Raw genomic sequence first — 23,221 nt, forward strand, 5'->3', positions numbered from 1 at the left:
GCGGGCCGATGACGCAAGCCCAAATGGCGGCGCTGACCCATCATGGCGGCCGGATCGATGCGGCCAGGGCGCTGTTCCCGAACGCGCCCGGCTCATGGCTGGATCTTTCGACAGGGATCAACCCGGTGCCCTGGACCCCGCCCGAGGGGCTGGAGGTCGATCCCGCCCCCTTGCCGGATCGCAGCGCGCTGGCCCATCTGGAAGCACAGGCGGCGGCGCATTTCGGCGTCGCGGCGGAGCGGGTGGCGGCGGTACCGGGCAGCGAGATGGCGCTTCGCCTGTTGCCGCTGCTGGGCGTGCCGCAGCCGATCGTCGCGGTTCGCCCGAGCTATGGCACCCACGGCGCGGTCGCCTCTGCGCGGGTCGATCAGTCCGTGCTGGACGATTGGGCGGGGCGGGCGGGCAGCCTGCTGATCGCCAATCCCAACAATCCCGATGGCGTCTATCGCTCGCCCGAGCGATTGGCCCGGCTGGCGGCGGCGCAAGCACGGGCGGGGGGCTGGCTGATCCTGGACGAGGCCTTTGCCGATGCGATGCCGGGAAGCGGCTTCGACGGCGGCGATCAGGTCGTGGTGCTGCGGTCCTTCGGCAAGTTCTTCGGGCTGGCCGGGGTGCGGCTGGGCTTCGTCATGGCCGCGCCGGAGATATTGGCGCGGCTGCGCGACCTGCTGGGGGACTGGCCGGTGTCGGCGCATGCGATCAGCTGGGGCAGCGCGGCCTATGCCGATCGCGCATGGATCGCGGCGACCCGGATCGCTTTGGTCGAACGGGCGGCGGCGTTGGATGCGGTGCTGGCGCGTCATGGCCTGATCGCGCGCGGGGCCTGTCCGCTGTTCCGCATGGTCGAGACGCCGGAGGCGGCCGTCATCTTCCGGCGATTGGCGGCGGCGGGCATATTGATCCGGCCCTTCGCCGATGCGCCGGAACGACTGCGCTTCGGCGTGCCCGCTGTGGCCGCGGATCTCGAACGATTGGATGAGGCGTTGCGGCATGGCTGATCCGGTGGCGCTGGTGGCGCTGGCGCTCGATGCCACGATCGGCTGGCCGGACCGGCTTTATGCGCGCGTCGGCCATCCGGTGGGGGCGTTTGCACGGTTCCTGAATCTGGCCGAACGGCTGGGCAACTCCCCCAACCGGTCCGAGGGCGTTCGGCGCGGGCTGGGTGTCGTGACCATGATCCTCCTGATCGCCCTGACCGGCGGGATGGCATGGGGGCTCGACCATGCGGCGCATATGTGGCTCGGCCGCTGGAGCTGGATCGCCAGCGCCGTGCTGGCCTGGCCCGCCCTCGCGCAGCGGAGCCTGTATGTCCATGTCCGGCCCGTGGCCGATGCGCTGCTGCGCGGCGACCTGCCCGCCGCCCGAGCACTGGTCGCGCGGGTGGTAGGACGCGATACCGGGCGGCTGGACCAGGCGGGCGTATCGCGCGCCGCGATCGAGACGCTGGCGGAGAGCTTTTGCGACGGCATCGTCGCGCCGCTCTTCTGGCTGCTGCTGCTCGGGCTGCCGGGGGTGTGGATGTACAAGGCGATCAACACCGCCGACAGCATCATCGGGCACAAGGAACCGCGCTGGCGGGCGTTCGGCTGGGCGGCGGCGCGGATCGACGACGGGGCGAACTGGGTGCCGGCGCGGATCGCCGGATTGCTGGTCTGCCTGGCGGGAGCGGGCGGCTGGGCGGTGATGAAGCGCGACGCGCGCGCCCATGCCTCGCCCAATGCGGGCTGGCCCGAGGCGGGGATGGCCGGGGCGCTGGGCGTCGCGCTGGCCGGGCCCGTCGCCTATGACGGCGTGACCCAGATCAAGCCGTGGATCGGACGCGAAGGGCGGGCCGCTTCGCCGAAGGACATCGTGACCGCCCTGCAAATCTATGCACGCGCCTGCCTGCTGCTCTGGGTGATCGCGGGGAGTGTCGCATGGCTGGCGTGATGATCCAGGGCACCGGCTCGGACGTGGGCAAGTCGGTGCTGGTGGCGGGGCTGTGCCGCGCCTTCGCCAATCGCGGGCTGCGCGTTCGTCCCTTCAAGCCGCAGAATATGAGCAACAACGCCGCCGCCACGCCCGATGGCGGCGAGATCGGGCGGGCGCAGGCGACCCAGGCGATGGCGGCGCGGGTGCCCGCCCATGTCGACATGAACCCGGTGCTGCTGAAGCCGCAGGGCGACCGCACCTCGCAACTGATCGTCCGCGGACAGGTGCGGGGGATGCTGCCAGCATCGAAGTGGCGCGAGGGGCGGATCGGGCTGCTTCCCGAGGTGGTCGACTGCTATCGCCGCCTGGAGACGCAGTGCGATCTCGTGATCGTCGAGGGCGCCGGGTCGCCCGCCGAGGTCAACCTGCGCAGCGGCGACATCGCCAATATGGGCTTTGCCCGCGCGGCGAATGTGCCGGTGGTGCTGGCGGGCGATATCGACAGGGGCGGAGTGATCGCGTCCCTGGTCGGCACCAAGGCGGTGATTGCGCCCGAGGACGCCGCGATGATCCGGGGTTTCCTAGTCAACAAGTTTCGCGGCGATCCGGCGCTGTTCGCCGATGGCATGGGCGTGATCGCCGAGCATACCGGCTGGCATTCGCTGGGCTTGATCCCCTGGCTGGCGGACGCCGCGCGACTGCCCAGCGAGGATGCGGTCGTTCTGGAGCGGAGCCGTACGGGCGCCGGGGGGCGGGTGGTCATCGCCTGTCCGATCACGCCGCGCATCGCCAATTTCGACGATCTCGATCCGCTGCGCCTGGAGCCGCAGGTCGATCTGGTCATGGTCCGCCCCGGCGAGCCGATCCCCGACGCCGCGATGATCGTGCTGGCGGGGTCGAAGGCGACCATCGCCGACCTGGCCTTTATCCGCGAGCAAGGTTGGGACATCGACATCGCCGCGCATGTCCGGCGCGGGCGGCCGGTGCTGGGCTTGTGCGGCGGATATCAGATGCTGGGCCGCTCGGTCGCCGACCCCGACGGGATCGAAGGGCCTGCGGGACGTGTCGAAGGGCTGGGGCTGCTCGACGTGGAGACCGTGCTCACCGGCGAGAAGACCGTGCGGCCGGTGACGGGCGAGGCGCTTGGCGCGTCCTTCTCGGGTTATGAAATCCATCTCGGGCGCACCAGCGGCCCCGATACGGCGCGGCCGGTCGGCCATCTCGCCGATGGCCGGGCGGAGGGGGCGATCCGCGCCGACGGGCTGGTCGCGGGCAGCTATGTCCATGGCCTGCTTGGGCAGGCGGGGCAGCGTGCGGCGTGGCTGGCGCTGATCGGCGTGGCGGGGCAGGGGCCGGATCACCGCGCCGATGTCGACGCCGCGCTCGACGCCATCGCCGCCGTGCTGGAGGCGCATGTCGATTGCGACGCGCTGCTGCGGATCGCTCAGGGCAGGACGTAAAGGACGGCGGCGAGGAGCAGCGCGGTTTCGGTCAGCTCGATCCCTGCGCCATGTACGTCGCCCGTCACCCCGCCCAGCTTGCGCCGAAACCAGAGCGACAGCGCCAGGATGACGAGCGGTGCGGTCGCCAGCGGCGGATAGAACAGGCCCAGTGCAAGGGCTGCGAGTATCCAGCCGATCATGTCGGCCGGCCGCACCGCGCGGGCGACCATCGCACCGAGCCCTCCAGGGCGTAAGGGCGTCAACAGCCGCGCCCAGACTAGCGGCCCGATCCGCGCCGCCGCCGGGATCAGCGCGACCATCGGCCATGCCTTGGGGGGCAAGGCATGAAGCAGCACCAGCTTGGCGAGCAACTGCATCGCCAGCGCGACCACGCCGAAGCTGCCGATATGCGGATCGGCCATCACCGCCAGCAAGCGCGACCGATCGCCATGCGCCGCGCCCAGCCCGTCGGACAGGTCGGCCAGCCCATCCAGATGCAGCGCCCCCGTCGCCCAGACCCAGGCGACCAGTGCCGCCAACGCGCCCGTCCACGGGTCGATGCGCACACCCAGCCAGCCTGCGCCCGCGACGATGATTCCGATGACCAGCCCCGCCACCGGGTAGAGCCGGATGGCCCGTGCGAAATCTGCTTCGTCAGCCTCGACGCGCGGCATAGGCAGGCGGGTCAGGAAGCCCAGCGCGACGATCAGTGCCTTCATGCGGTCGCCAGCCCCGTCACCTGCGCGCTGCGCGGCGTGCCGTCCCACACCTCCAGCGTGACCAGCGCGGCATAGGGCAGCGCGAACGACCATGTCGCGCGCAGGTCGAACCCGCACAAGACATGCAACGCCGCGCGGATCGCGCCGCCATGGGTGACGACCAGTGTCGGTTCGGGCGGCAGTTCGGCGATGGCCGTACGGACGCGCGAAACCAGATCGGACCAGCGCTCGCCGCTCGGCGGGGGCGCGGCATCAGGGTCATCCCAGAAGCGGGCCAGCGCCTCCGGCTCGATGTCCCCCGCCGCCAGCCCGTCCCAGTCCCCGAAATCCAGTTCCCGCCAACGCGGATCGATCTCGGCCGGACCGATCGCCTCGGCACAGGCGCGCGCGCGCGACAGGTCGGAGGCGATGCGGCGGGTGACGTCCAGCCCATCCGCCCGCGCGACACAGGCCGCGATGCCCCCGGCCGTGGCCGGGCTGTCGGTTCGCCCCAGCATCCGCCCCGTCAGTTCGGGCTCGCCGTGACGGAGCAGATGCAGGCGAAAGCCGGTCACGCGCCCGCGATGCCCGCCTCGGCAAAGGTCGCCATGCCGTCATGCGCCGCGATCGCGGAACGGATGACCTGCACCGCGACCGCCGCGCCGCTCGCCTCGCCCAGCCGCATGCCCAGCGACAGGATCGGCTCCAGCCCCAGCCGGGCGAGCAGCAGGACATGGCCCGGCTCGGCCGAACAATGGCCCGACAGGCAATGTGCGCTGATCGCCGGATTGGCATGGGCCAGCGGCGCGATGGCGGCGGTGCCGATAAAGCCGTCGAGCACGACCGGAATCCGCTTGTGCCGCGCGGCCAGCACCGCGCCCGCCATCGCCGCGATCTCGCGCCCGCCCAGGCGGCGCAGGATTTCGAAGGCGCTGGTCAGATGCTCGCGGTGCAGTGCGAGGCCCTCGGCCACTACCGCCGCCTTGCGCTGAACGCCCTGCGCATCGACCCCCGTGCCCGGCCCGACCCACAGGGCCGGGCCGCCCCCGAAGCTGGCGGCGGCAAGCGCGGCGGCGGCGGTGCTGTTGCCGATTCCCATTTCGCCCAGCACGAGAAGGTCGGCCTCGCCCACCGCCTCGGCCCCGCTGGACAGCGCGCTCAGGCACTCTTCCTCGGTCATCGCGGGAGCGGTCGTGAAGTCGGCGGTCGGTCGGTCGAGGTCGAGCGGCACCACGGCCAGTTCCAGCCCTGCCGCCGCTGCCAGCGCATTGATCGCGGCCCCTCCGGCGGCGAAATTGGCGACCATCAGCTCCGTCACCTCGGCCGGAAAAGCGCTGACCCCGCGCGCGGTGACGCCGTGATTGCCCGCGAAGATGACCACGCGGCCGCGCTCGATCCGGGGCCGCTCGACGCCCTGCCATCCGGCGAGGAAGATCGCGATGTCCTCCAGGCGGCCCAGCGAACCCGGCGGCTTGGTCAACTGGCCTTGTCGCGCGGTGGCGGCGGCGCGGGCCTGGTCATCGGGCCGGGGCAGGGTGGCGAGTGCCGTCTCGAACGCGGCGATATCGGGGAAAGCGGTCATTCGACGACATATCCTTCGGGGGGCGTGCGGGTGAGGAAATGGCCTTTCACCCCTTGCGGCCATTGCTTGTAGGGCACCTGGCCCCAGTCGCTGTCGGCATAGACGCGGGCATAGTCCAATATGGCGCGCGCGGCGTCGTCATCGGGGGCGAAATTGCCCATGACGTATCCGACCTTGCCGGGGCAGCGCAGATGGACGGTGCAGAAGGATTGGCAGGCGAAGAGACAGGGCATCTCCTCGACCGCGACATGCGTATAGGCGGGGTCGGACGCCTGCACCCGGCGCAACGCCTCGACCAGCAGCGCGCCGCCGCGTTGGCCCTGGTCGTTTTCGCGCGCCTCGTCGGACAGGCGGCAGGTGTTGCAGGCGACCACGGCGGGGCCGTTCGCGGCGGGCTTCAGCATGAAAAAGGCTCGTACATCGGGCAAGTCTCCAAAGGCGCTGTCGCCGCGCGAGGGGAAAGCCCCGTTCCGTCCGGTACACCCTGACCAGCCGAAGGACGACCACGACGGGCAGGTCTCCTGGCTCGCGGGTCGGGGCCGGTCCGCCGCCTTCTCGGGGATCACCCCAATGGCGTCGTGGCGGGCGGCTCGCCGCTTACAGTTGCAGGGGCAGCCGGGGTGTCGCACCCCATTCCCTTTTCATCCTCTTTCGAGGAACCTGTCGCGAGGGCGGCGATAGGCGGGCAGGGGCCGGGTGGCAAGCACTGTGCCCTCGTCCGTCGGCGTCGCGGTGACTATATGGGTGGAACCCCTGACCCCATCGGTGAGTCCCTGTCGCATGACCCAGAACGCCACCACCCGCACCGAAACCGACTCGATCGGCCCGATCGAAGTTCCCGCCAGCGCCTATTGGGGCGCGCAGACCGAGCGCAGCCTGGAGAATTTCCCCTTCGGCGCGCGCGAGCAGATGCCGATCGGCATCGTCCATGCCCTCGCCATCGTGAAGAAGGCGGCGGCGCGGATCAATCGCGGCCATGGCCTGGCGGCGGACAAGGCCGATGCGATCGAGGCGGCGGCGCAGGAAGTGATCGACGGGCGGCATGACGACCAGTTCCCGCTCGTCATCTGGCAGACCGGCTCCGGCACCCAGTCCAACATGAACGCGAACGAGGTGATTGCGGGCCGCGCCAACGAGATGCTGACGGCCAAGCGCGGCGGCAAGTCGCCGGTCCACCCCAATGACGATGTGAATCGCGGCCAGTCGTCCAACGACACTTTCCCGACCGCACTCCACGTCGCCGCCGCGATTGCCGTGACGAAGCAGCTTTTTCCCGCGCTCGACCGGCTCCACGCCGCGCTGGAGACCAAGGCGAAGGAATGGGATTCCATCGTCAAGATCGGCCGCACCCATTTGCAGGACGCGACCCCGCTGACCCTGGGCCAGGAATTCTCCGGTTACGTCCAGCAACTCGCCAATGCCCGCGACCGGATCGAGGGGACGCTCCACCGCAATATCCTGCCGCTGGCGCAGGGAGGGACGGCGGTCGGCACCGGGCTGAACGCGCCGAACGGCTTTGCCGAGGCGATCGCGGCGGAGATCGCCGAGGCGACCGGTCTCGACTTCGTGACCGCGCCCAACAAGTTCGAGGCGCTGGCCAGCAATGACGGGCTGGTCGACCTGCATGGGACGCTGAATGTCCTGGCCGTGGCGCTGACCAAGATCGCCAACGACATCCGTTTGCTGGGCTCCGGCCCGCGCTCGGGGCTGGGCGAGCTGGAACTGCCCGCCAATGAGCCGGGCAGCTCGATCATGCCGGGCAAGGTCAATCCGACCCAGTGCGAGATGCTGACCATGGTCGCCGCGCAGGTGATCGGCAACAATGCCGCCGTCACGGTCGGCGGGCTTCAGGGGCATCTGGAGCTGAACGTCTTCAAACCGCTGATCGGGGCGAACGTGCTGCGCTCGATCCATCTGTTGTCGGTCGGGATGGAAAGTTTCGCCGAGCGGACGGTCGAGGGGATGGCGGTCAATCGCGACCGGATCACCGAGTTGCTCGACCGCTCGCTGATGCTGGTGACGGCACTGGCGCCCGAGATCGGTTACGACAATGCCGCCAAGATTGCCAAGCACGCGCACCAGAAGGGGCAGACGCTGAAGGAGGCCGGGCTGGAACTGGGCCTGGTCGACGAGGCGACCTTCGATCGGGTGGTGCGGCCGGAATTGATGCTGGGGCGGTGAGGGATTCCCTTGGGCTTCGACTTCGCTCAGCCTGAACGGCGGTTGGGACGGGATATAAACATCCGTTCAGCCTGAGCGAAGTCGAAGGCCACGCCCCAGCGCCTACCCCCGATCCCATCCCTTGGCCGGATAGGCAGGCAAGGCGATCCGATACCGGATCGCCGCCCCGCGCAAGACGAACCCGGCCAGCGCCGCGATCGGCCCGGCGCCGGGCACTCCCAATTGCATCAGGATCACATAGCTGGTCGAGGACAGCGCCGCCGCCGTCACGTACAGCTCCGGCCGCATCAGGATCGACGGTTCGCCCGCGATCACGTCGCGGATGATGCCGCCGACACAGGCCGACACCACGCCCAGCATCGCCGCCGGGATGGGGGTGATGCCATAGCCGCTCGCCTTGGCCGCGCCGTACACGGCATAGGCTGCCAGCCCCACCGCGTCGAACCAGTCGAGCGCGCTGCCCCGCCACCAGCGCGCAGGTGTCGCCCAGACCGCGACCGCCGCGATCAGGCAGACCAGCGGCACGCGGGCGTCATGCACCCAGAAGACCGGCGCATCGATCAGCAAGTCGCGCAGTGTCCCTCCGCCGACCCCGGTGATCAGCGCGAAGAAGACCAGCGTGACCATCGTCTGGCGGTGCTTGGCCGCGACCAGCGCGCCCGATACGGCGAACACGGCCAGCCCCGCCAGGTCAAGCCAGGGCATCACGGCGGGCAGCATGGCGGTGGGTTGGGGAAGCATCGCGGGTGACCCTAGAGCGGCCATGCGCAGGGGGAAAGGGCGGCGCAAGGATGAACGTGACGTTATCTCCCGTTCATGCAACGGACGGTAGAAGTGGGACGTTACGGCGTCAGATCAATTTGAAAGGAAGTTTGTGATGCGGAAATTGATGCTTGCCTTGGGTTGCACCGCAATGGTCGTCCCCACGCTGGTCCTGCCGGTGACCGCCGCCGACGCGCAGCGCCGCTACAAGTATCGCGAATGGCGCGATGACCGTGGCCGCGTCCGCTGCCGCAAGCCGGACGGCACGACGGGTCTGGTCGTCGGTGGCGTCGCGGGTGCGCTGCTGGGCCGCACGATCGATACGCGCGGCGACCGCACGCTGGGTACGCTGGGCGGTGCCGCCGTCGGCGCGCTCGCCGGTCGCGAGATCGAGCGCGGCACGAGCAACCGTCGCTGCCGCTGAACCGGCTTTCCCCATGGCGGGGAAACAGGGGCGTCACCTTCGGGTGGCGCCCTTTTTTGTTTGGAAAATCAAACAGATGATTCTGTCTCGATAGTGAACGCCAAGTAGTTTTCGGTTCACGCAACAAGCGGGATAAGTGCGGGTTCTTCCTCCCATCATCAACGGGAGTTCGAGTATGCGTATTGCTCTGTTGACGGCGACGATGGCCGCCACCGCCTTTTCCGCCATCCCTGCCGAGGCGCAGCGGAACGGCTGGGAAGCCCGTCAGGAATATCGCGAAGACGTGCGCGATGCCCGCCGCGACTATAACCGCGATGTCCGCCGCGCCGATTCGCAGCGCGACGTCCGCGAGGCCCGCCGTGAATATCGCGAGGATATCCGCGATGCCCGCAAGGATTACCGGCGCGACATGCGCAACGTCCGCTGGCGCAATTACGACTATAACCGCTTCGAGCCGGGCCAGCGCGGTTACTATCCCGAACGCTATTATCGCGACGGCCGCTATTATCAGCCGCGCGCGCTCGGCCGCAACGACCGCATCTATCGCGGCATGAACGGTCGCTATTACTGCCGCCGCAATGACGGCACGACCGGTCTGGTCATCGGTGGCCTGGCGGGTGGCGCGCTGGGCAATGTTATCGCGGGCGGCGGTTCGCGCCTGCTGGGCACGGTGATCGGGGCTGGCGGCGGCGCGCTGCTCGGCCAGCAGATCGACCGCGGCCAGGTTCGCTGCCGCTAATCGGCGGACGGCGTAAAGGACGGCCCGGCGGGGAGACCTGCCGGGCCGTTCGTCGTTCAGATGAAGCCGCCGCCCAGCATCAGGCGAAGACCGAAGATCAGGATGAGGATCAGGTTCAGATTGCGCCCCGTATTGCGCGATGACAGCGCCCCCACGGCCGCGCCGACGATCGCGATGGGGATCACGAACCAGTAACCCCAGGCGAAAAAGGGCAGGAAGGGCACGATCCCGAGCAGAAGCGCGACCAGGCCGATGACGATCGAGAACAGGTTCAGCATAGCGTCCAAGATGGCGTGGGCTGGCCCTCTCTACAAGCGCGAGGGTACGGCCTCGATCGACATTCATCCTGTTCCTTCCCTTGCAGGGGAGGAACACTAAGGGCCGTCCTGTAATCCCGCACTTGGGCATGGCCAATGCAAGAACCGTTAAGGATCGCATCGCTTCCCCGTGCTAGACGCTCCCTCATGATGGCGAAGTCGCACTATTTCCTGATCCCGCTGGGCTGCCTGTTGCTGGGGGCATGCGGCGGCCGGTCCGATGACGATGCGCAGCTGAACGCGCTCGACAATGAACTGGCGTCGATGAACGACGGCAGCCCGACGCGCGACCCGCAGCTGCGCGAGGCGCTGGCCGGGCAGATCATGGTCGACCCCGGCCTCACCCAAAGCGCGAACGCCAACGCTGTGCGCCCGCCCAACCGGCCCGCCAGCGATCAGCTGCCCGCGATGCCGCCGCCCGCCGATCCGGTCGATGCCCGTACGCTCAAGTCCGCACCGGTCGCCGCACGTGACTGCCCCGAATGCCGTGCCGCGGCCGGGGCCTTCACGCTGGCGGCCAAGGCGGGGCAGCAGGCGGGCAATGCGGCCTGCCTGACGGGCCTGCGCTATTCGGCGACATGGGCGAACCGGATGCCGCAGGCCTTCGCCCCCTATCCGGGGTCGCGCGTCGCGGAGGCGGCGGGCAATGACGCGAATGGCTGCGCCTTCCGTATCGTCAGCCTGCGCACCGCAGCCCCCGCCGCCAAGGTCATCGATTATTACTACACCCGCGCCAGCGGAGCGGGCTATAGCGCCGAACACAAGCTGGACGGCGCGCAGCATGTCCTGGGTGGCACGCGAGGGGCGGCGGCCTATATGGTCTATGCGACGACCAGCCCAGACGGCGGCACCGATGTCGATCTGGTCGTCCGAGGCGGCTGAACCGCACCCTTACGCTTGTCCTTTGCGCGGGTGACGGGGTTGCGCTAAGGGACGGCGATCATGTCACCGCTTTTTCTCGTGATGCTGGGCGGCGCATTGGGTTCGGGGGCACGGTATTGGACCGGCCGCCAGATGCTCGATGCGTTCGGCCCGGACTTTCCCTATGGCACGCTGACCGTCAACTGGGTCGGTGGTCTGCTGATGGGATTGCTGGCCGGCGTCCTCGCCCGGACCGGCGGCACGGAGGGGTGGCGGCTGTTCATCGGCGTCGGGATTTTGGGGGGCTTCACCACCTTCTCCTCCTTCTCGCTCGATACCATCACCCTGATCGAACGCGGCCAGATCACGGTCGCGCTTGGTTATGTCGCCTTGTCGTTGCTGGGTTCGCTGGCCGCGCTTTGGGCCGGACTTTCGATAACAAGGATTTTCGCATGACGGACTCTGTCCGCCAATTCACGGTCGGCTATGACGATGACGGCATCCGGCTGGACCGCTGGTTTAAGCGGCATATGCCCGACACCAGCTTCACCACCGTCGCCAAATGGGCGCGCACCGGCCAGTTGCGCGTCGACGGGCTGCGCGCGACGCCGGGCGACCGGATCGCGGCGGGCCAGGTGCTGCGGGTGCCCCCCGCCGAGCCCGCGCTGGCCGAGAGCAGCAAGCCGACGATGCGCCCGCGCCATATCCTGTCTGAGGATGAGGAGTCGTTCGCGCGCGAGATGGTGATCCACAAGGATCGCGACGCGCTGGTCCTCAACAAGCCGCCGGGTCTGGCGACGCAGGGCGGGACCAAGACGACGACCCATGTGGACGGCCTGCTCGACGCATTGCAGTTCGAGGCGGAGGGGCGGCCCAAGCTGGTCCACCGGTTGGACAAGGATACGTCGGGCGCGCTGCTGGTCGCGCGCAATGCCCGCGCGGCGGCGTTTTTCGCCAAGGCCTTTTCGGGGCGCACCGCCAAGAAGATCTACTGGGCGCTGGTCGTCGGCGTTCCCTCGATCGACGACGGCACGATCGAGCTGCCCATCGCCAAGCAGCCCGGCACCGGCGGCGAGAAGATGCATGTCGACGAGGAAAACGGCCAGTCGGCGCGCTCGCGCTACCGGGTGATCGAACGGGCGGGCAACAGCTGCTGCTGGGTCGAGTTGCAGCCCTTTACGGGCCGCACCCATCAGCTGCGCGTGCACATGGCGGCGATTGGGCATCCCATTGTCGGCGACGGTAAATATGGCGGCGCGGCGGCGTTCCTGACCGGCGGGATCAGCCGCAAGATGCATCTCCACGCCCGGCGCATCCGCGTGGACCATCCCGATGGCGGTCGCATCGACCAGACCGCAGAACTGCCCAGCCACTTCGCTGAATCGATGAACCAGCTGGGCTTCGACGAGATTCGCGGCGATGTCCTGCCCCAGGACGAGGATCGTGGCCCGCCGCCCAAGGAAGTCCTGAAGCAGCGCGCCAAGGCCCATGCCAAACAGTATCGCAAGGAACGCCGCGGCGAACGGCGGGGACGAGGGGCGCGCTGATCCGTCTTTTCCTCCCCTTCAAGGGGAGGAAATTATGGGTTAGTCATCCGCAACACATGCCGCCCCGTGCCGCGCAGGACCAGCGTCGCCAGTGCGTAGCAGGCGAGCGCCCCGGCGAGAGCGAGCGGCAGAATCCACACCCCCATCATTTCCGGCGCAGCGGGGGGATCGGTGAGAATGCCGAAGGCCGATCCTCGCGGCAGTGACCAAAGCCCGACATGGCTGGGAAAGAGCGGCTTCACGATCGCGACCGCCGCGAAGCACAGCGCGAACAGATAGAGCAGCATGGCGGCCAGCACCCCGCCGAACGCCGCCACGCTGCGTCCCGACCGTATCAACAGCGCGTGGATCAGCGGGGCAGGGCGATCGTCACCCAGCGCCCCGGCCAGCCGAAACTCCTGAATATAGCGCGCGGCCATCGCATGAGGCGGTCCCATCGCCGCGATCGCGGCTTCGAGCGAATCGTGTCCCGCCGCCAGGCTGTCGGTCAGATGGCTTTCTATTTCGCGGACGAGGCTGTCGCGATCCTCGGCCGGGATCACCTGCAACGACCAGCGCAGACGGCGGACATAATCGGCGATGAGGCGGGCAGGCTCGGTCATGGCTGATCCTCGACTAGGGTGGTGATGGTGGTTCGGAAATCGACCCAGGCCGCGCGCATCGCTTCGGCCAGCGCCGCGCCCTCCGGGGTGAGGCTGTAATATTTGCGCGGGTTCCCACCCTCGGCTGGCAATTCCCAACGGCCGGCGATGCGGCCCGCTTTCTCCAGCCGGGCGAGAAGCGGATACAGACTGCCCTCGCTGACCAAATCGCCCCCCGCCCGGATGCGGCCAAGGATTTCCAGGCCATAGGCTTCGCCGCGAGTCAGAACCGACAGCAGCACCAGCTCTGCCGCCCCCTTGCGCAACTGCGATTGCCAGCTTCCGATATCCATACGGGAAGGATAATGCAGAATACCTTGCTATGCAAGGTGCTTTGACGGATAAATGGAAAGGCCCCGCCGACCGGGGTCGACGGGGCCTTTGATGCCAGGGGGAGGGGGCTTTCGCCCCCGTCTCGTTAGCGGCGGCAATAGCCGGGGTTGTTCGACTTTTCGATCGCGTTACCGGCCAGCGCACCGGCGCCACCACCCAGGATCGTGCCGAGCGTACGGTCGCCCCGCGTGTCGATCGTGCGGCCCAGCAGGCCACCGGCGATCGCGCCGACGATGGTGCCCGTGGTGCCGTTGTTGCAGCGCTGCGGGCCACGATTGTAATAGCCGCGATTGTACCCGCCACGGTCGTAATAGCCGCGATCATAGCGCGGGCCGCGATTGTAACCGTCCGAATAGGCGTCGCCATAGGCGCGGTCATAACGGTCGTAGTAACGCTGTGCCGAAGCGGCGGTCGGAACCATGGCCGTGGCGCCGACGGCAAGGGCGGCGGCAGCGAGCGAAAGCTTCTTGAACATCACGATCTCCCTTGATCTTCAAACCGGCGGCGGCGGGGTGATTCCCGTCGTCGTTGAAGCCCTTATGGGTGATTCGCCATGTTCCGATGCTGAATGCGGTTGTTAGCTGTTGTTCATCCGAAACGTCATGCTTCCCCCGCGCCGGGCTTGCCGATAGGAGGGAGCGATGACGCGCCCGCGCCTTGCCCTGTTCGATTGTGACGGCACCCTGGTCGATAGCCAGGCCAATATCTGTCTCGCCGCCGTCGAGGCGTTCACCATGGCGGACCTCACGCCGCCGCCCGCGGCTGCGATTCGCCGGATCGTCGGGTTGAGCCTGGTCGAGGCGATGCGCGTGCTCGCCCCCGACCAAGCCGACACGATGCACCACCAGTTGGCCAGCGACTATAAGGACGCTTTTTTCCGCCTGCGTACGGCGGGCGCCATGGAGCTGGAGCCGCTGTTCGACGGCATCCCGGCGCTGCTCGACCATCTGGCGGGGGAGGGCTGGCTGATGGGCGTGGCGACGGGCAAGTCGGATCGCGGGCTGAAGCGGGTATTGGCCGAACATGGCCTGGCCCATCATTTCGTCACGCTGCAAACCGCCGACCGGCATCCGTCCAAGCCCGACCCGTCGATGGTGCTCGCCGCCATGGCCGAGACCGGCGTGGCGGCACAGGATGTCGCGATGATCGGCGATACGAGCTTCGACATGGCGATGGGCAAGGCGGCGGGCGCCTTCGCGGTCGGCGTCGCCTGGGGATATCATGACGTGAAAGAGTTGGTGAACGCAGGCGCCGAGGTCGTGGCGCAAGAGGTCGCGGATCTGCCCGCCCTGCTGGTGCGGCCATGAGCGGCGACACGCGCGCGCGGCGGCACTGGTTCATCATCATGGGGGTGCGCCTGATCGGCGTGGCGGGCGCGCTGTTCGGCGTGGTGCTCGCCTCGCGCGGGGTGGTGTGGCCGCACAAGGCGCTGGGTGTCGCCATCATCCTGTCGGCGCTGGCGATGATTGCGATCGTGCCTGCCGGTCTGGCGCATCGCTGGCGGAGCGGAGGCGAATGAAGCGATTCTGGAACAACGTCTCGGTCGATGGCGATCGGGTGGTGCGGCTCGATGACCGGCCGGTGCGGACACCGGGACGGGTGCCGCTGGCATTGCCGACGCCTGCACTGGCCGAGGCGGTTGCGGGCGAGTGGCGCGGTGTCGAAGAAATAGTCGATCCGCGCGCCATGCCGCTGACGGGCCTCGCCAATGCGGCGATCGATCGGATCGGCGCGGATCCGGCGCCCTTTGCCGAAGGGCTGGCGCGCTATGCCGAGAGCGACCTGCTTTGTTACCGCGCCGACTCGCCGCCCGAACTGGTGGCGCGGCAGGATGCGGTGTGGAACCCGCTGCTCGACTGGGCGCGCGACCGCTACGACGTGCATTTTACGCTGGTGACGGGGATCATGCACCGGCCCCAGCCATCCGCGACCGTCGAACGACTGGCGCACGCGGTGGCGGCGCTCGATCCGTTCCGTCTGGCCGCGCTGTCGCCGGTGGTGACGATCACAGGCTCGTTGGTGCTGGCGCTGGCGTTGCTGGAGGATGCGGCGGATGCCGACACGATCTGGACCGCCGCACATGTCGACGAGGATTTCCAGGCGGAGCAATGGGGCGAGGATTACCTCGCCGTCGAGGCGCGCGAGGCCAAGCGGCGCGAGTTCGACGCGGCGGTGCGGTTCTTGAAGGCGCTGGGGTAAGTGTGTTTCGACGGCGGGGCGTGGGCTTCGACTGCGCTCAGCCTGAACGGAGGGGGGATGTGCACAGGGTCCCCAGTGTCGGTTGCCGCTTGCCCCACCATCCGTTCGCACTGAGCGAAGTCGAAGTGCACGCCCCGGACCCGCCCCGCGCTTACTTCGTTGTCAGCTTCCGGATGAACCCGATCAACCCCGTCTGGCGCGAGCGCTTCAGTCGTTCGGCCTGGAGGATGGTCTTCACCCCCTGGAAACACTGCTCCACATCGTCATTGACCAGGACATAGTCATAGCCGTCCCAGTGGCTGACCTCATTGGTCGCGCGGGCCATACGGGCGTCGATCACCTCGACCGAATCGGTCGCGCGGCGCTCGAGTCGCTGGCGGAGTTCCTCCATCGAGGGGGGGAAGATGAACACACGGACCACGTCGCCGCCCGCGATCTGGAACAGCTGCTGCGCGCCCTGCCAGTCGATGTCGAACAGCACGTCCTTGCCGGCCGCCAGCATCGCCTCGACCTGCGCGCGCGGTGTGCCGTAACGGTTGTCGAAGACATGCGCCCATTCGAGGAACTCGTCATTCGCCACCATGCGGCGAAATTCCTCGAGATCGACGAAGTGATAATCTCGGCCGTCCTCTTCGCCCGGCCGGATGCCGCGCGTCGTCGCCGACACGGACATCTGCAGGCCGTCGTCATCGGCGAGCAGCTTGCGTGCGATCGTCGACTTGCCCGCGCCCGAGGGCGAAGACAGCACGAACAACATGCCGCGGCGCTTCAGCTTGTGGGGATCGTCGAGATGGGCGGGCGAGTTGGGCATATCCGCCTTTGACGCACGCGGTTGCAGCGCGTCAAGAGATGCTTGACGCGCTGCGGTATCGCTATGGCTTTCGAGCGTCGCTCAGTAGCGGTTGCCCACGGCCTTGCCCGCCTTGCGACGGTCATAGGCTTTCTTGGCCGCATAGCCGCCGCCGAGCAGCAGGCCGAGCGGCCCCAGACGGCGCATGCCGCCGACGGCCAGCGCGCCCAGAGCCGCGCCCTTGAAGCCGTCATTGCCTTCGCGGCGACCAATTTCACGCCCGACGAGCGCGCCGATAATACGTCCGATCATGCTGCTTCTCCGAAAACCCGGTCCTTGATCTCACCCACGCCGCGCAGCACCGCCCAGCCCACCGCATAGGTGATGGCGAGCGGCAGCACGACTTTCAGGACATTGGCGGTGACCGCACCGATGACCGCGCCGTCCGCGACGCCGTCGTCACCCGACATGCCGTCGATGGCGGCGCCCACCATGGCGCCGATGGTCGTTGCACCCATTACCTATGCCCTTCGTTGCTCAAGGCGAACAAAGCATGGGAGGGGGGATGGGTTCCTTGGGGGGCAAATCCTCCCCGGCACGGGGAGGGGGACCATGCGCAGCATGGTGGAGGGGGATCGCCGCATGGTATGTCCCTTGCGGCACGCCCCCTCCGTCAGTCCTGCGGCCTGCTACCTCCCCGTGCCGGGGAGGATGAAGTTCAGCCCTTAGCCGCGACCTTCGCTTCGATCGCGTCCCAGATCAGGCCCGCGACATCCGTCCCGTCGAACGCCTCGATCGCGACGATGCCCGTCGGCGAGGTGACGTTGATCTCGGTCAGCCACTCGCCGCCGATCACGTCGATGCCGACGAACAGCAGCCCACGCCGCTTCAGTTCCGGCCCGAGCACCGCGCAGATTTCGCGCTCGCGCTCCGTCAATTCGGTCTTCTGCGCCGAACCGCCGACCGCCAGGTTGGAACGGATTTCGCCCTCGCCCGGCAGGCGGTTGATCGCGCCCGCGACCTCGCCGTCGATCAGGACGATGCGCTTGTCGCCCTTGGCCACGGCCGGAAGGAAGGCCTGCACCATATGCGGTTCGCGGTACGCGGTGTTGAACACCTCGATCAGCGCCGACAGGTTCGCGCCGTCGCGCCCGACCTTGAAGATTGCCTTGCCGCCATTGCCGTGCAGCGGCTTGATCACGATCTCGCCATGCTGCGCCAGGAATGCCCGCGCCTCGTCCAGCGAACGGGTGACGAGCGTCGGCGGCATGAATTGCGGATAATCGAGGACGAAGACCTTTTCCGGTGCGTTGCGCACGCTGCGCGGATTGTTCACGACCAGCGTCTTCTCGGCGACCCGCTCCAGCAGGTGCGTGGCGGTGATATAGCCCAGGTCGAAGGGCGGGTCCTGGCGCATCAGCACGACATCGGCTTCGTCGCCCAGATCGAGTTTGACCGGCTCGCCGAAGCGGTAATGGTCGCCCGCGACGCGCTGCACGGTGACGGGATGCGCCTTCGTCCAGAGGTGCCCGTCCGACCAGTTGAGGTCACCCGCGTCATAGTGGAACAGCTGATGTCCGCGGGCCTGGGCCGACAGCATCAGCGCGAAGGTCGAGTCCCCCGCGACATTGATCTGGTCCATCGGGTCCATCTGGACGGCGACGGTCAGCGGCTGGGACATGGGGGCTTCCTTCCTTGGGGTGTTGCGGACGGGAGGTAATCGCTGCCCGCGCGCCTGTCACCCACACCATGCATTTTCGATGTGACGCGGACGGCTACCCGGCGCGAGCAGGATGACGTCGACCCGGATGTCATCGCCCGGCCCGGCATAGGTCGCCATCAGCACCTCGGCGGCGGCGGCCACCCGCGCCAGCCGCCGCGCGTCGATCGCGAAATCCAGTTCGGCGGCGGTCTTGCGCGTCTTCACCTCGACAAAGGCCACCAGCGACCCGCGCCGCGCGACCAGATCGACCTCGCCAGCAGGCGTGCGGACGCGGCGGTCGAGGATGGTCCAGCCCTTCAGCCGAAGCCACCAGGCCGCTAGGCGTTCACCGCGACGGCCTGCTTCCTCGGCGGCACGACGATCACGGCGGGGGCGGGCGGAGGGCAGGGGCATGGACCCATGCTATCCAAGGATAGCGGCGCGGGCGAGCGATTACTCCGGCGCGGTCAGCCAGGCCAGGCTGTCCTCGGCGGGATCGAAGACGCGCAAATAGGGCTGGGTCATCAGCCGCCGAATCTGCTGCCGCCCGATCGCGCTGCCGTTGATCATCGCGATGCGGCTGGCGCGGGGGAAGTCGCGCAGTGCCTCATGGACCGTCATGATCGCGTCCTTCGGCTGGACGTTGATCGCCGACATGTCGATCCGCAGGCGATAGCCGGGGCGGAAGCCGCTGCGCCGGAACGCCTCGACCAGTTCCTGGGCATAGCGGTTCGCGACCTCGGTCGTGAAATGCCCGGTCCATTGGATGTCCAGCAGGTTGATGTCGCGGCGAAACTGAAAGGCGTACATGGTGATCCCCAGCTTCCCCCCTGCGCCGTCGATCCTTGCGGAATTGCTAATGCGGGATCTTAATCGGTCGAATCGCCGTCCTTCATCGCCAGTGCGCGGGCATAGAGCGTCTTGCGGTCGAGCCCGAGCGCCTTGGCGACCTCGCTCGCCGCACGGCCGACGGGCAGGCGGGTGAGCGCTTCGGCCAGCGCGGCATCGGCATCCTGTTCGGTGGCGGGCGGGGCTTCGCCGGGCGGCGCGACGACGATCGCGATCTCGCCCTTCGGCCCACCCTCTGCATAGCGCGCGGCGAGGGTGGAGAGGGTGCCGGTCACGGCCTCCTCGAACTTCTTGGTGATCTCGCGCGTCACCGCCGCCTCGCGGTCGCCCAGTCCCTGGGCCAGCGCAGTCAGCGTCGCCGCCAGGCGTGGCCCCGATTCGTAGAGGACCAACGTTGCGCGAATGCCGGCGATCTCGGCAATGGCGTCGGCCCGCGCCTTTTCCTTGGGCGGCAGGAAGCCCGCGAACAGGAATCGATCGGTCGGCAGCCCGGCCAGCGTCAGCGCGGCGATCGCGGCGCAGGGGCCGGGGATCGTCACCACCGCATGGCCCGCCGCGCGCGCGTCACGCACCAGCTTGTAGCCGGGGTCCGAGATCAAGGGTGTCCCGGCATCGGACACCAGCGCCACCGCCTGGGTCGCCATACGCGCGATCAGGCCGGGGCGGACATGCTCGGCATTGTGATCGTGATAGGGCTGCATGGGCCGCTTCACCCCGATATGGCGGAGCAGCCCGGCCGTCACGCGACTGTCCTCGACCGCGATGATATCGGCGTTTGTCAGAATGTTGGCCGCGCGCGGAGACAGATCGCCGAGATTGCCGATGGGGGTCGCGACGATGTACAGGCCGGGTTCGAGAGTGTTTTCGGTTTGGGTCACGGGGATCGTCATGACAGAGGCAGGGCTGTTCGTACAACCGGGGGCCGTCATTCGGGGCCGCTTCCGTTCCTATGGCGCCGGGCGGATCGGCCGCGCGGTCGCGCTGGCGACGACGCTGGCGCTGGCCGCCTGTCAGACGATCGTGCCGCGCGGCCCCGTCGACCAGCCCGAAACGCGGCCGGTGCCGACCACCCCGCGCCCCTCGACCGAGCCGGAGGCGGGGCTGCCGCGCGATACCGCGCGCCATCGCATCGCACTGCTGGTGCCCTTGTCGGGCAGCAATGCCGGGGTCGGCCAGTCGATCGCCAATGCGACGATGATGGCGCTGCTCGACGCGCAAGCCGACACGATCCGCATCACCAATTACGACACCACGACCGGTGCAGCCGCAGCGGCGCAGAAGGCGATCGCCGAGGGCGCGCAGTTGATCCTGGGGCCGCTCTTGTCCGAGGATGTCCGCGCCGTCGCTCCCGTGGCACGCGCCGCGCGGGTGCCGGTCATCAGCTTTTCCAACGACGTGGGCGTGGCCGGGAACGGCACATATCTGATGGGTTATACGCCCGCCCAGTCGATCGACCGGGTCGTCACCTATGCGCGCGGGCGCGGCGTCACGACCTTTGCGGGGCTGGTGCCCAACGGCCTGTATGGCGAACGCGCCTCCACCGCCTTTCTGCGCGCGGTCGAAGGGGCGGGGGGGCAGGTCGTCTCGCTCCAGCCTTATGGCCGGGTCGCGGGCGGCATCGGCGCGGCCGCCCAGCGGCTGAACGCCAAGGCCCCGTATGACGCCGTGCTGATCGCCGATGGCGGCGCCACGGCGGCGGCGGCGGCGCCGATCCTGAAGCGTGGATCAGGCGCGAATACGCGGCTGCTGGGCACCGAATTGTGGAATTCCGAATCGGGCATCGCGTCGCGGGCAGGGTTGAACGGTGCGTGGTTCGCCAGCGTTTCCAACACGCTCTACCGCCAATATGCGACCAAGTACCGCGCCCGCTTCCGCGCCGCGCCCTATCGCCTGTCGAGCTTGGGCTATGACGCGGTCCTGCTGACCGTGCGGATCGCGCGCGATTGGAAGATGAACGCGCCCTTCCCCGAGACGCGGCTGCGCGCATCGGACGGCTTTGCCGGGATCGACGGCGCCTTCCGCTTCGGCCGCGACGGCGTGGCCGAACGCGCGCTGGAGGTACAGGAACTGCGCGACGGCACCGCCGTGACCGTCAGCCCCGCACCGACCGGGTTCGGGGGATGAGCGACCAGGCCATCGTCGTCATGTGCGCGGTGGGCAGCCGCGACGAAGCGGCGGGGATCGCGCACGCGCTGATCGAACAAAGGCTGGCCGCGTGCGTCCAAATGACGCCGGTCGAAAGCTGGTATCGCTGGGACGGCGCGGTCCAGCATGAGCCGGAGGCGGTGCTGCACATCAAGACGATGCGCAGCCGCTTCGCCCAACTGTGCGAAACGATCGAAGCGTTGCACAGCTATGACGTGCCGGAGATCGTGGCGCTGCCGATCACCGACGCGTCGCCGCGCTATCTGGATTGGGTGCGCCAGTCGGTTGGCTGAGGCGAATCAGTCCTCTGTCAGCACGACTTCCCGCAGGATCGCGTCGAGCAGGAGCGCCCCCGCTTCGGTGACGATCAACCGTTCGCCGTCCAGCCGGACCAGACCCTGTTGGGTCAGGGTGCCTACTGCGGCGCGGTTCACCATCTCGCGCCCCTCGGCCAGTGCGGTGACGCGGGACAGGTCGACGCCCTCCGCCAGGCGCAGGCCCATGACCAGTGCCTCGGTCGCGCGGGTGGTCGGGGGGAGGGTTTCCTCCAGTTCGATGCCGTGGCCGTTGCGGTCGACGGCGCCCATCCAATTTTCCGGCTTCTTGCGACGGGCGGTGGCGACGCCTTCGCGGCGGCCATGCGCGCCGGGGCCGATCCCGGCATAATCGCCGTATCGCCAATAGGTCAGGTTATGGCGGCTCTCCGCGCCGATCCGGGCGTGGTTGGAGGTCTCATAGGCGGGCAGGCCTGCGGCGGCGGTGATCGCGCGGGTCGTCTCGAACAGGTCGGCGGCGGCATCGCCGTCCGGAATGACCAGCCGCCCGGCCGCCGCTTCGGTATGGAAGCGCGTGCCCGGCTCGATGGTCAGCTGGTAGAGCGACAGATGCTCGGTGCCAAAGCCGATGGCGCGGGTCAGCTCGGCTTCCCAGTTCTCCAGTGGCTGGCCGGGGCGGGCATAGATCAGGTCGAAGCTGACCCGGCCGAACTGCTCCTGCGCGGTCTGGAGCGCGCGCAGCGCCTCGTCCACGCCGTGCGCGCGGCCCAGGAAGTGGAGTGCCTCGTCGTCCAGCGCCTGCACGCCCAGCGAGGCGCGATTGACCCCGGCGGCGGCGAGGTCGGCGAAGCGCGCCGCCTCGACCGAAGAGGGATTGGCCTCCAGCGTGATCTCGATCCCCTCGGCAAAGCCCCAATGGCGCTCGGCCGCGTTTAGAATTGCAGCAACCGTGGCGGGCGGCATCAGCGAGGGCGTGCCGCCACCGAAGAAGATCGAGGTCAGTTGCCGTCCGGGCAGCATCGCCGCTTCATGCGCCAGATCGGCCAGCAGCGCCTCGGCCCAGGCCGCCTGGTCCACCGACTCGCGGACATGGCTGTTGAAGTCGCAATAGGGACATTTGGAGACGCAGAAGGGCCAATGGACGTAGAGCGCGAGCGGGCTGGGTGCGGGCGATATTGCGGAGGACATGATGTGCGACGATATGGCGGCGATGCGCACGCTTCGCTATCTCTTATCTTCCGTGCCCGCCGTGCTGCTGCTGGCGGCTTGTGGACCGATGATCCCTTCGCAGACCGGCGGGATGGAACGGCCGCCGCCCCGGATCGTCGAGCAGCGGACTTCGGACGCGCCCGCGTCGCGTGGGACAGGATTGCTGCGTCAGGCGATGCTCGACGGCCACCAGACCGCGCGGGCGGATGTGGGCCTGTCGCCGCTCACATGGGACGAAGGGCTGGCGGCGAGCGCGCTGGCCTATGCGCAGGAACTGGCGCGGACCGGTCGTTTCCAGCATGCCGAACAGCCGCAGGGACCGACGCGGCAGGGTGAAAATCTGTGGACCGGCACGCGTGGCGCCTATCGCTATGACGAGATGATGGGCCATTGGCTGGCCGAGCGGCGCAATTTTGTGAACCTGCCTGTACCCCAGTCCAGCCGCACGGGCCAGTTCGGCGATGTCGGTCACTATACCCAGATCGTCTGGGCCCGTTCCACGGCGGTCGGTTGTGCGATGGCGAGCAATGCGCGCGACGATTTCCTCGTTTGCCGCTATAGCCCGACCGGCAACGTCTTTGGCGAGCGGGCCTTCTGACTCGGCGGGGCATGAC

General features: G+C 68.4%; 32 protein-coding genes and 1 riboswitch. Of the genes, 15 read left to right on the top strand and 17 right to left on the bottom strand.

Translation table 11 applies throughout. From position 1 onward, the window contains the following. The first annotated feature begins 8 nt into the window (after window positions 1–8). Genes GGQ89_RS12450 through GGQ89_RS12460 form a run of 3 tightly spaced genes read left to right on the top strand, consistent with a single transcriptional unit; the run spans window position 9 to window position 3,371 of the window. Window positions 9–998, top strand: a complete 990-nt coding sequence (locus GGQ89_RS12450) for an aminotransferase class I/II-fold pyridoxal phosphate-dependent enzyme (protein ID WP_240456634.1) — start codon at window positions 9–11, stop codon at window positions 996–998. Beyond that, window positions 991–1,929, top strand: coding sequence for an adenosylcobinamide-phosphate synthase CbiB (gene cbiB, locus GGQ89_RS12455; protein WP_184106019.1), 939 nt, complete (start codon window positions 991–993; stop codon window positions 1,927–1,929). Before GGQ89_RS12450 ends, cbiB begins: the two co-directional genes overlap by 8 nt. Then, window positions 1,917–3,371 carry a cobyric acid synthase gene (locus GGQ89_RS12460; protein ID WP_184106020.1) on the top strand — a complete coding sequence of 485 codons (1,455 nt, stop codon included), beginning with the start codon at window positions 1,917–1,919 and terminating at the stop codon, window positions 3,369–3,371. Before cbiB ends, GGQ89_RS12460 begins: the two co-directional genes overlap by 13 nt. Here the strand turns inward: GGQ89_RS12460 and cobS are convergent. Genes cobS through GGQ89_RS12480 form a run of 4 tightly spaced genes read right to left on the bottom strand, consistent with a single transcriptional unit; the run spans window position 3,356 to window position 6,037 of the window. Beyond that, the gene (gene cobS, locus GGQ89_RS12465) at window positions 3,356–4,072 is read right to left on the bottom strand and encodes an adenosylcobinamide-GDP ribazoletransferase (RefSeq protein ID WP_184106021.1); all 717 of its coding nucleotides are present in this window, start codon (window positions 4,070–4,072) and stop codon (window positions 3,356–3,358) included. The two genes, GGQ89_RS12460 and cobS, sit on opposite strands and share 16 nt — an antisense overlap. Beyond that, window positions 4,069–4,626: a histidine phosphatase family protein gene (locus GGQ89_RS12470; RefSeq protein WP_184106022.1), complete on the bottom strand. Its 558-nt coding sequence runs from the start codon at window positions 4,624–4,626 to the stop codon at window positions 4,069–4,071. Before GGQ89_RS12470 ends, cobS begins: the two co-directional genes overlap by 4 nt. Beyond that, a complete protein-coding gene (gene cobT, locus GGQ89_RS12475; protein WP_184106023.1) occupies window positions 4,623–5,633 on the bottom strand; it encodes a nicotinate-nucleotide--dimethylbenzimidazole phosphoribosyltransferase in 1,011 nt (336 codons plus the stop codon). The genes GGQ89_RS12470 and cobT overlap by 4 nt, the downstream gene beginning before the upstream one ends. Further along, window positions 5,630–6,037 carry a DUF1636 domain-containing protein gene (locus GGQ89_RS12480; protein ID WP_184106024.1) on the bottom strand — a complete coding sequence of 136 codons (408 nt, stop codon included), beginning with the start codon at window positions 6,035–6,037 and terminating at the stop codon, window positions 5,630–5,632. Before GGQ89_RS12480 ends, cobT begins: the two co-directional genes overlap by 4 nt. 90 nt (window positions 6,038–6,127) lie before the next feature. Next, window positions 6,128–6,312, bottom strand: a riboswitch (cobalamin riboswitch). Between the two features lie 101 nt (window positions 6,313–6,413). Here GGQ89_RS12480 and fumC point away from each other — a divergent pair. Beyond that, window positions 6,414–7,814 carry a class II fumarate hydratase gene (fumC, locus tag GGQ89_RS12485; protein WP_184106025.1) on the top strand — a complete coding sequence of 467 codons (1,401 nt, stop codon included), beginning with the start codon at window positions 6,414–6,416 and terminating at the stop codon, window positions 7,812–7,814. A 102-nt stretch (window positions 7,815–7,916) separates the two neighbouring features. Here the strand turns inward: fumC and GGQ89_RS12490 are convergent, their stop codons facing one another. Then, a complete protein-coding gene (locus GGQ89_RS12490) occupies window positions 7,917–8,555 on the bottom strand; it encodes a trimeric intracellular cation channel family protein (RefSeq protein WP_076717207.1) in 639 nt (212 codons plus the stop codon). 136 nt (window positions 8,556–8,691) lie between these two features. Between GGQ89_RS12490 and GGQ89_RS12495 the strand changes: the two genes are divergently transcribed. Both GGQ89_RS12495 and GGQ89_RS12500 read left to right on the top strand, forming a co-directional pair. Further along, complete coding sequence (locus GGQ89_RS12495; protein WP_042484532.1) at window positions 8,692–9,000, top strand: glycine zipper 2TM domain-containing protein; 309 nt, start codon at window positions 8,692–8,694, stop codon at window positions 8,998–9,000. A gap of 175 nt (window positions 9,001–9,175) precedes the next feature. Beyond that, entirely contained in the window at window positions 9,176–9,739 is a 564-nt protein-coding gene (locus tag GGQ89_RS12500) for a glycine zipper 2TM domain-containing protein (RefSeq protein ID WP_184106026.1), read from the top strand. A gap of 56 nt (window positions 9,740–9,795) precedes the next feature. On the opposite strand, the gene GGQ89_RS12505 is transcribed toward GGQ89_RS12500, so the two are convergent. Further along, a complete protein-coding gene (locus tag GGQ89_RS12505) occupies window positions 9,796–10,017 on the bottom strand; it encodes a hypothetical protein (protein ID WP_056433343.1) in 222 nt (73 codons plus the stop codon). Window positions 10,018–10,206: 189 nt separating this feature from the next. Between GGQ89_RS12505 and GGQ89_RS12510 the strand changes: the two genes are divergently transcribed. The 3 genes from GGQ89_RS12510 to GGQ89_RS12520 are packed head-to-tail and all read left to right on the top strand — an operon-like array spanning window position 10,207 to window position 12,464. Further along, window positions 10,207–10,938, top strand: coding sequence for a hypothetical protein (locus GGQ89_RS12510; RefSeq protein ID WP_184106027.1), 732 nt, complete (start codon window positions 10,207–10,209; stop codon window positions 10,936–10,938). A 60-nt stretch (window positions 10,939–10,998) separates the two neighbouring features. Next, entirely contained in the window at window positions 10,999–11,373 is a 375-nt protein-coding gene (gene crcB, locus GGQ89_RS12515) for a fluoride efflux transporter CrcB (RefSeq protein WP_076717196.1), read from the top strand. Further along, the gene (locus GGQ89_RS12520; protein WP_184106028.1) at window positions 11,370–12,464 is read left to right on the top strand and encodes an RluA family pseudouridine synthase; all 1,095 of its coding nucleotides are present in this window, start codon (window positions 11,370–11,372) and stop codon (window positions 12,462–12,464) included. The genes crcB and GGQ89_RS12520 overlap by 4 nt, the downstream gene beginning before the upstream one ends. A gap of 32 nt (window positions 12,465–12,496) precedes the next feature. Here GGQ89_RS12520 and GGQ89_RS12525 read toward each other — a convergent pair whose 3' ends face one another. From GGQ89_RS12525 to GGQ89_RS12535, 3 genes are all read right to left on the bottom strand, one after another. Then, window positions 12,497–13,066 (bottom strand): HAAS signaling domain-containing protein, encoded by a 570-nt coding sequence (locus tag GGQ89_RS12525; protein ID WP_184106029.1) that lies wholly within the window; start codon window positions 13,064–13,066, stop codon window positions 12,497–12,499. Then, window positions 13,063–13,398 carry a PadR family transcriptional regulator gene (locus GGQ89_RS12530; protein ID WP_056433328.1) on the bottom strand — a complete coding sequence of 112 codons (336 nt, stop codon included), beginning with the start codon at window positions 13,396–13,398 and terminating at the stop codon, window positions 13,063–13,065. The genes GGQ89_RS12525 and GGQ89_RS12530 overlap by 4 nt, the downstream gene beginning before the upstream one ends. A gap of 125 nt (window positions 13,399–13,523) precedes the next feature. Then, a complete protein-coding gene (locus tag GGQ89_RS12535) occupies window positions 13,524–13,913 on the bottom strand; it encodes a glycine zipper 2TM domain-containing protein (protein WP_056433325.1) in 390 nt (129 codons plus the stop codon). Window positions 13,914–14,079: 166 nt separating this feature from the next. Between GGQ89_RS12535 and GGQ89_RS12540 the strand changes: the two genes are divergently transcribed. The 3 genes from GGQ89_RS12540 to GGQ89_RS12550 are packed head-to-tail and all read left to right on the top strand — an operon-like array spanning window position 14,080 to window position 15,637. After that, complete coding sequence (locus GGQ89_RS12540; protein ID WP_184106030.1) at window positions 14,080–14,745, top strand: HAD-IA family hydrolase; 666 nt, start codon at window positions 14,080–14,082, stop codon at window positions 14,743–14,745. Next, window positions 14,742–14,957 carry a hypothetical protein gene (locus GGQ89_RS12545; protein ID WP_184106031.1) on the top strand — a complete coding sequence of 72 codons (216 nt, stop codon included), beginning with the start codon at window positions 14,742–14,744 and terminating at the stop codon, window positions 14,955–14,957. Before GGQ89_RS12540 ends, GGQ89_RS12545 begins: the two co-directional genes overlap by 4 nt. Next, complete coding sequence (locus GGQ89_RS12550; protein ID WP_184106032.1) at window positions 14,954–15,637, top strand: ATP12 family chaperone protein; 684 nt, start codon at window positions 14,954–14,956, stop codon at window positions 15,635–15,637. Before GGQ89_RS12545 ends, GGQ89_RS12550 begins: the two co-directional genes overlap by 4 nt. Before the next feature lie 151 nt (window positions 15,638–15,788). On the opposite strand, the gene gmk is transcribed toward GGQ89_RS12550, so the two are convergent. The 7 genes from gmk to rsmI all read right to left on the bottom strand — a co-directional run bounded on the left by gmk (window position 15,789) and on the right by rsmI (window position 19,868). Continuing rightward, window positions 15,789–16,448, bottom strand: a complete 660-nt coding sequence (gmk, locus tag GGQ89_RS12555; RefSeq protein WP_172839685.1) for a guanylate kinase — start codon at window positions 16,446–16,448, stop codon at window positions 15,789–15,791. Between the two features lie 81 nt (window positions 16,449–16,529). Further along, window positions 16,530–16,739 (bottom strand): hypothetical protein, encoded by a 210-nt coding sequence (locus GGQ89_RS12560; protein ID WP_056433316.1) that lies wholly within the window; start codon window positions 16,737–16,739, stop codon window positions 16,530–16,532. After that, entirely contained in the window at window positions 16,736–16,945 is a 210-nt protein-coding gene (locus GGQ89_RS12565; protein ID WP_076717187.1) for a hypothetical protein, read from the bottom strand. Before GGQ89_RS12565 ends, GGQ89_RS12560 begins: the two co-directional genes overlap by 4 nt. Before the next feature lie 200 nt (window positions 16,946–17,145). Beyond that, the gene (gshB, locus tag GGQ89_RS12570) at window positions 17,146–18,108 is read right to left on the bottom strand and encodes a glutathione synthase (RefSeq protein WP_184106033.1); all 963 of its coding nucleotides are present in this window, start codon (window positions 18,106–18,108) and stop codon (window positions 17,146–17,148) included. A gap of 57 nt (window positions 18,109–18,165) precedes the next feature. Further along, window positions 18,166–18,543 (bottom strand): YraN family protein, encoded by a 378-nt coding sequence (locus GGQ89_RS12575; protein ID WP_056433307.1) that lies wholly within the window; start codon window positions 18,541–18,543, stop codon window positions 18,166–18,168. 39 nt (window positions 18,544–18,582) lie between these two features. Further along, window positions 18,583–18,939, bottom strand: coding sequence for a hypothetical protein (locus GGQ89_RS12580; protein WP_056433304.1), 357 nt, complete (start codon window positions 18,937–18,939; stop codon window positions 18,583–18,585). A gap of 59 nt (window positions 18,940–18,998) precedes the next feature. Beyond that, complete coding sequence (gene rsmI, locus GGQ89_RS12585; protein ID WP_076717183.1) at window positions 18,999–19,868, bottom strand: 16S rRNA (cytidine(1402)-2'-O)-methyltransferase; 870 nt, start codon at window positions 19,866–19,868, stop codon at window positions 18,999–19,001. On the opposite strand from rsmI, the gene GGQ89_RS12590 reads away from it, so the two are divergent. Further along, window positions 19,867–21,102, top strand: coding sequence for a penicillin-binding protein activator (locus GGQ89_RS12590; protein WP_184106034.1), 1,236 nt, complete (start codon window positions 19,867–19,869; stop codon window positions 21,100–21,102). The two genes, rsmI and GGQ89_RS12590, sit on opposite strands and share 2 nt — an antisense overlap. Then, window positions 21,099–21,416, top strand: a complete 318-nt coding sequence (gene cutA, locus GGQ89_RS12595) for a divalent-cation tolerance protein CutA (protein ID WP_184106035.1) — start codon at window positions 21,099–21,101, stop codon at window positions 21,414–21,416. The genes GGQ89_RS12590 and cutA overlap by 4 nt, the downstream gene beginning before the upstream one ends. Window positions 21,417–21,422: 6 nt before the next feature. Here cutA and hemW read toward each other — a convergent pair whose 3' ends face one another. Next, window positions 21,423–22,586: a radical SAM family heme chaperone HemW gene (hemW, locus tag GGQ89_RS12600; RefSeq protein WP_184106036.1), complete on the bottom strand. Its 1,164-nt coding sequence runs from the start codon at window positions 22,584–22,586 to the stop codon at window positions 21,423–21,425. Here hemW and GGQ89_RS12605 point away from each other — a divergent pair. Then, entirely contained in the window at window positions 22,585–23,205 is a 621-nt protein-coding gene (locus GGQ89_RS12605) for a CAP domain-containing protein (RefSeq protein WP_240456633.1), read from the top strand. The two genes, hemW and GGQ89_RS12605, sit on opposite strands and share 2 nt — an antisense overlap. Window positions 23,206–23,221 lie beyond the last annotated feature (16 nt).

The sequence above is a fragment of the Sphingomonas yabuuchiae genome (assembly GCF_014199595.1).
GTDB lineage: Bacteria > Pseudomonadota > Alphaproteobacteria > Sphingomonadales > Sphingomonadaceae > Sphingomonas > Sphingomonas yabuuchiae.

Coding starts and splice junctions, on each gene's coding strand:
- GGQ89_RS12450 (WP_240456634.1), top strand. CDS start 9: ATGACGCAAGCCCAAATGGCGGCGCTGACCCATCATGGCGGCCGGATC.
- cbiB (WP_184106019.1), top strand. CDS start 991: ATGGCTGATCCGGTGGCGCTGGTGGCGCTGGCGCTCGATGCCACGATC.
- GGQ89_RS12460 (WP_184106020.1), top strand. CDS start 1,917: ATGGCTGGCGTGATGATCCAGGGCACCGGCTCGGACGTGGGCAAGTCG.
- cobS (WP_184106021.1), bottom strand. CDS start 4,072: ATGAAGGCACTGATCGTCGCGCTGGGCTTCCTGACCCGCCTGCCTATG.
- cobT (WP_184106023.1), bottom strand. CDS start 5,633: ATGACCGCTTTCCCCGATATCGCCGCGTTCGAGACGGCACTCGCCACC.
- GGQ89_RS12480 (WP_184106024.1), bottom strand. CDS start 6,037: ATGCTGAAGCCCGCCGCGAACGGCCCCGCCGTGGTCGCCTGCAACACC.
- fumC (WP_184106025.1), top strand. CDS start 6,414: ATGACCCAGAACGCCACCACCCGCACCGAAACCGACTCGATCGGCCCG.
- GGQ89_RS12490 (WP_076717207.1), bottom strand. CDS start 8,555: ATGCTTCCCCAACCCACCGCCATGCTGCCCGCCGTGATGCCCTGGCTT.
- GGQ89_RS12495 (WP_042484532.1), top strand. CDS start 8,692: ATGCGGAAATTGATGCTTGCCTTGGGTTGCACCGCAATGGTCGTCCCC.
- GGQ89_RS12500 (WP_184106026.1), top strand. CDS start 9,176: ATGCGTATTGCTCTGTTGACGGCGACGATGGCCGCCACCGCCTTTTCC.
- GGQ89_RS12505 (WP_056433343.1), bottom strand. CDS start 10,017: ATGCTGAACCTGTTCTCGATCGTCATCGGCCTGGTCGCGCTTCTGCTC.
- GGQ89_RS12510 (WP_184106027.1), top strand. CDS start 10,207: ATGGCGAAGTCGCACTATTTCCTGATCCCGCTGGGCTGCCTGTTGCTG.
- crcB (WP_076717196.1), top strand. CDS start 10,999: ATGTCACCGCTTTTTCTCGTGATGCTGGGCGGCGCATTGGGTTCGGGG.
- GGQ89_RS12520 (WP_184106028.1), top strand. CDS start 11,370: ATGACGGACTCTGTCCGCCAATTCACGGTCGGCTATGACGATGACGGC.
- GGQ89_RS12525 (WP_184106029.1), bottom strand. CDS start 13,066: ATGACCGAGCCTGCCCGCCTCATCGCCGATTATGTCCGCCGTCTGCGC.
- GGQ89_RS12530 (WP_056433328.1), bottom strand. CDS start 13,398: ATGGATATCGGAAGCTGGCAATCGCAGTTGCGCAAGGGGGCGGCAGAG.
- GGQ89_RS12535 (WP_056433325.1), bottom strand. CDS start 13,913: ATGTTCAAGAAGCTTTCGCTCGCTGCCGCCGCCCTTGCCGTCGGCGCC.
- GGQ89_RS12540 (WP_184106030.1), top strand. CDS start 14,080: ATGACGCGCCCGCGCCTTGCCCTGTTCGATTGTGACGGCACCCTGGTC.
- GGQ89_RS12545 (WP_184106031.1), top strand. CDS start 14,742: ATGAGCGGCGACACGCGCGCGCGGCGGCACTGGTTCATCATCATGGGG.
- GGQ89_RS12550 (WP_184106032.1), top strand. CDS start 14,954: ATGAAGCGATTCTGGAACAACGTCTCGGTCGATGGCGATCGGGTGGTG.
- gmk (WP_172839685.1), bottom strand. CDS start 16,448: ATGCCCAACTCGCCCGCCCATCTCGACGATCCCCACAAGCTGAAGCGC.
- GGQ89_RS12560 (WP_056433316.1), bottom strand. CDS start 16,739: ATGATCGGACGTATTATCGGCGCGCTCGTCGGGCGTGAAATTGGTCGC.
- GGQ89_RS12565 (WP_076717187.1), bottom strand. CDS start 16,945: ATGGGTGCAACGACCATCGGCGCCATGGTGGGCGCCGCCATCGACGGC.
- gshB (WP_184106033.1), bottom strand. CDS start 18,108: ATGTCCCAGCCGCTGACCGTCGCCGTCCAGATGGACCCGATGGACCAG.
- GGQ89_RS12575 (WP_056433307.1), bottom strand. CDS start 18,543: ATGCCCCTGCCCTCCGCCCGCCCCCGCCGTGATCGTCGTGCCGCCGAG.
- GGQ89_RS12580 (WP_056433304.1), bottom strand. CDS start 18,939: ATGTACGCCTTTCAGTTTCGCCGCGACATCAACCTGCTGGACATCCAA.
- GGQ89_RS12590 (WP_184106034.1), top strand. CDS start 19,867: ATGACAGAGGCAGGGCTGTTCGTACAACCGGGGGCCGTCATTCGGGGC.
- rsmI (WP_076717183.1), bottom strand. CDS start 19,868: ATGACGATCCCCGTGACCCAAACCGAAAACACTCTCGAACCCGGCCTG.
- cutA (WP_184106035.1), top strand. CDS start 21,099: ATGAGCGACCAGGCCATCGTCGTCATGTGCGCGGTGGGCAGCCGCGAC.
- GGQ89_RS12605 (WP_240456633.1), top strand. CDS start 22,585: ATGATGTGCGACGATATGGCGGCGATGCGCACGCTTCGCTATCTCTTA.
- hemW (WP_184106036.1), bottom strand. CDS start 22,586: ATGTCCTCCGCAATATCGCCCGCACCCAGCCCGCTCGCGCTCTACGTC.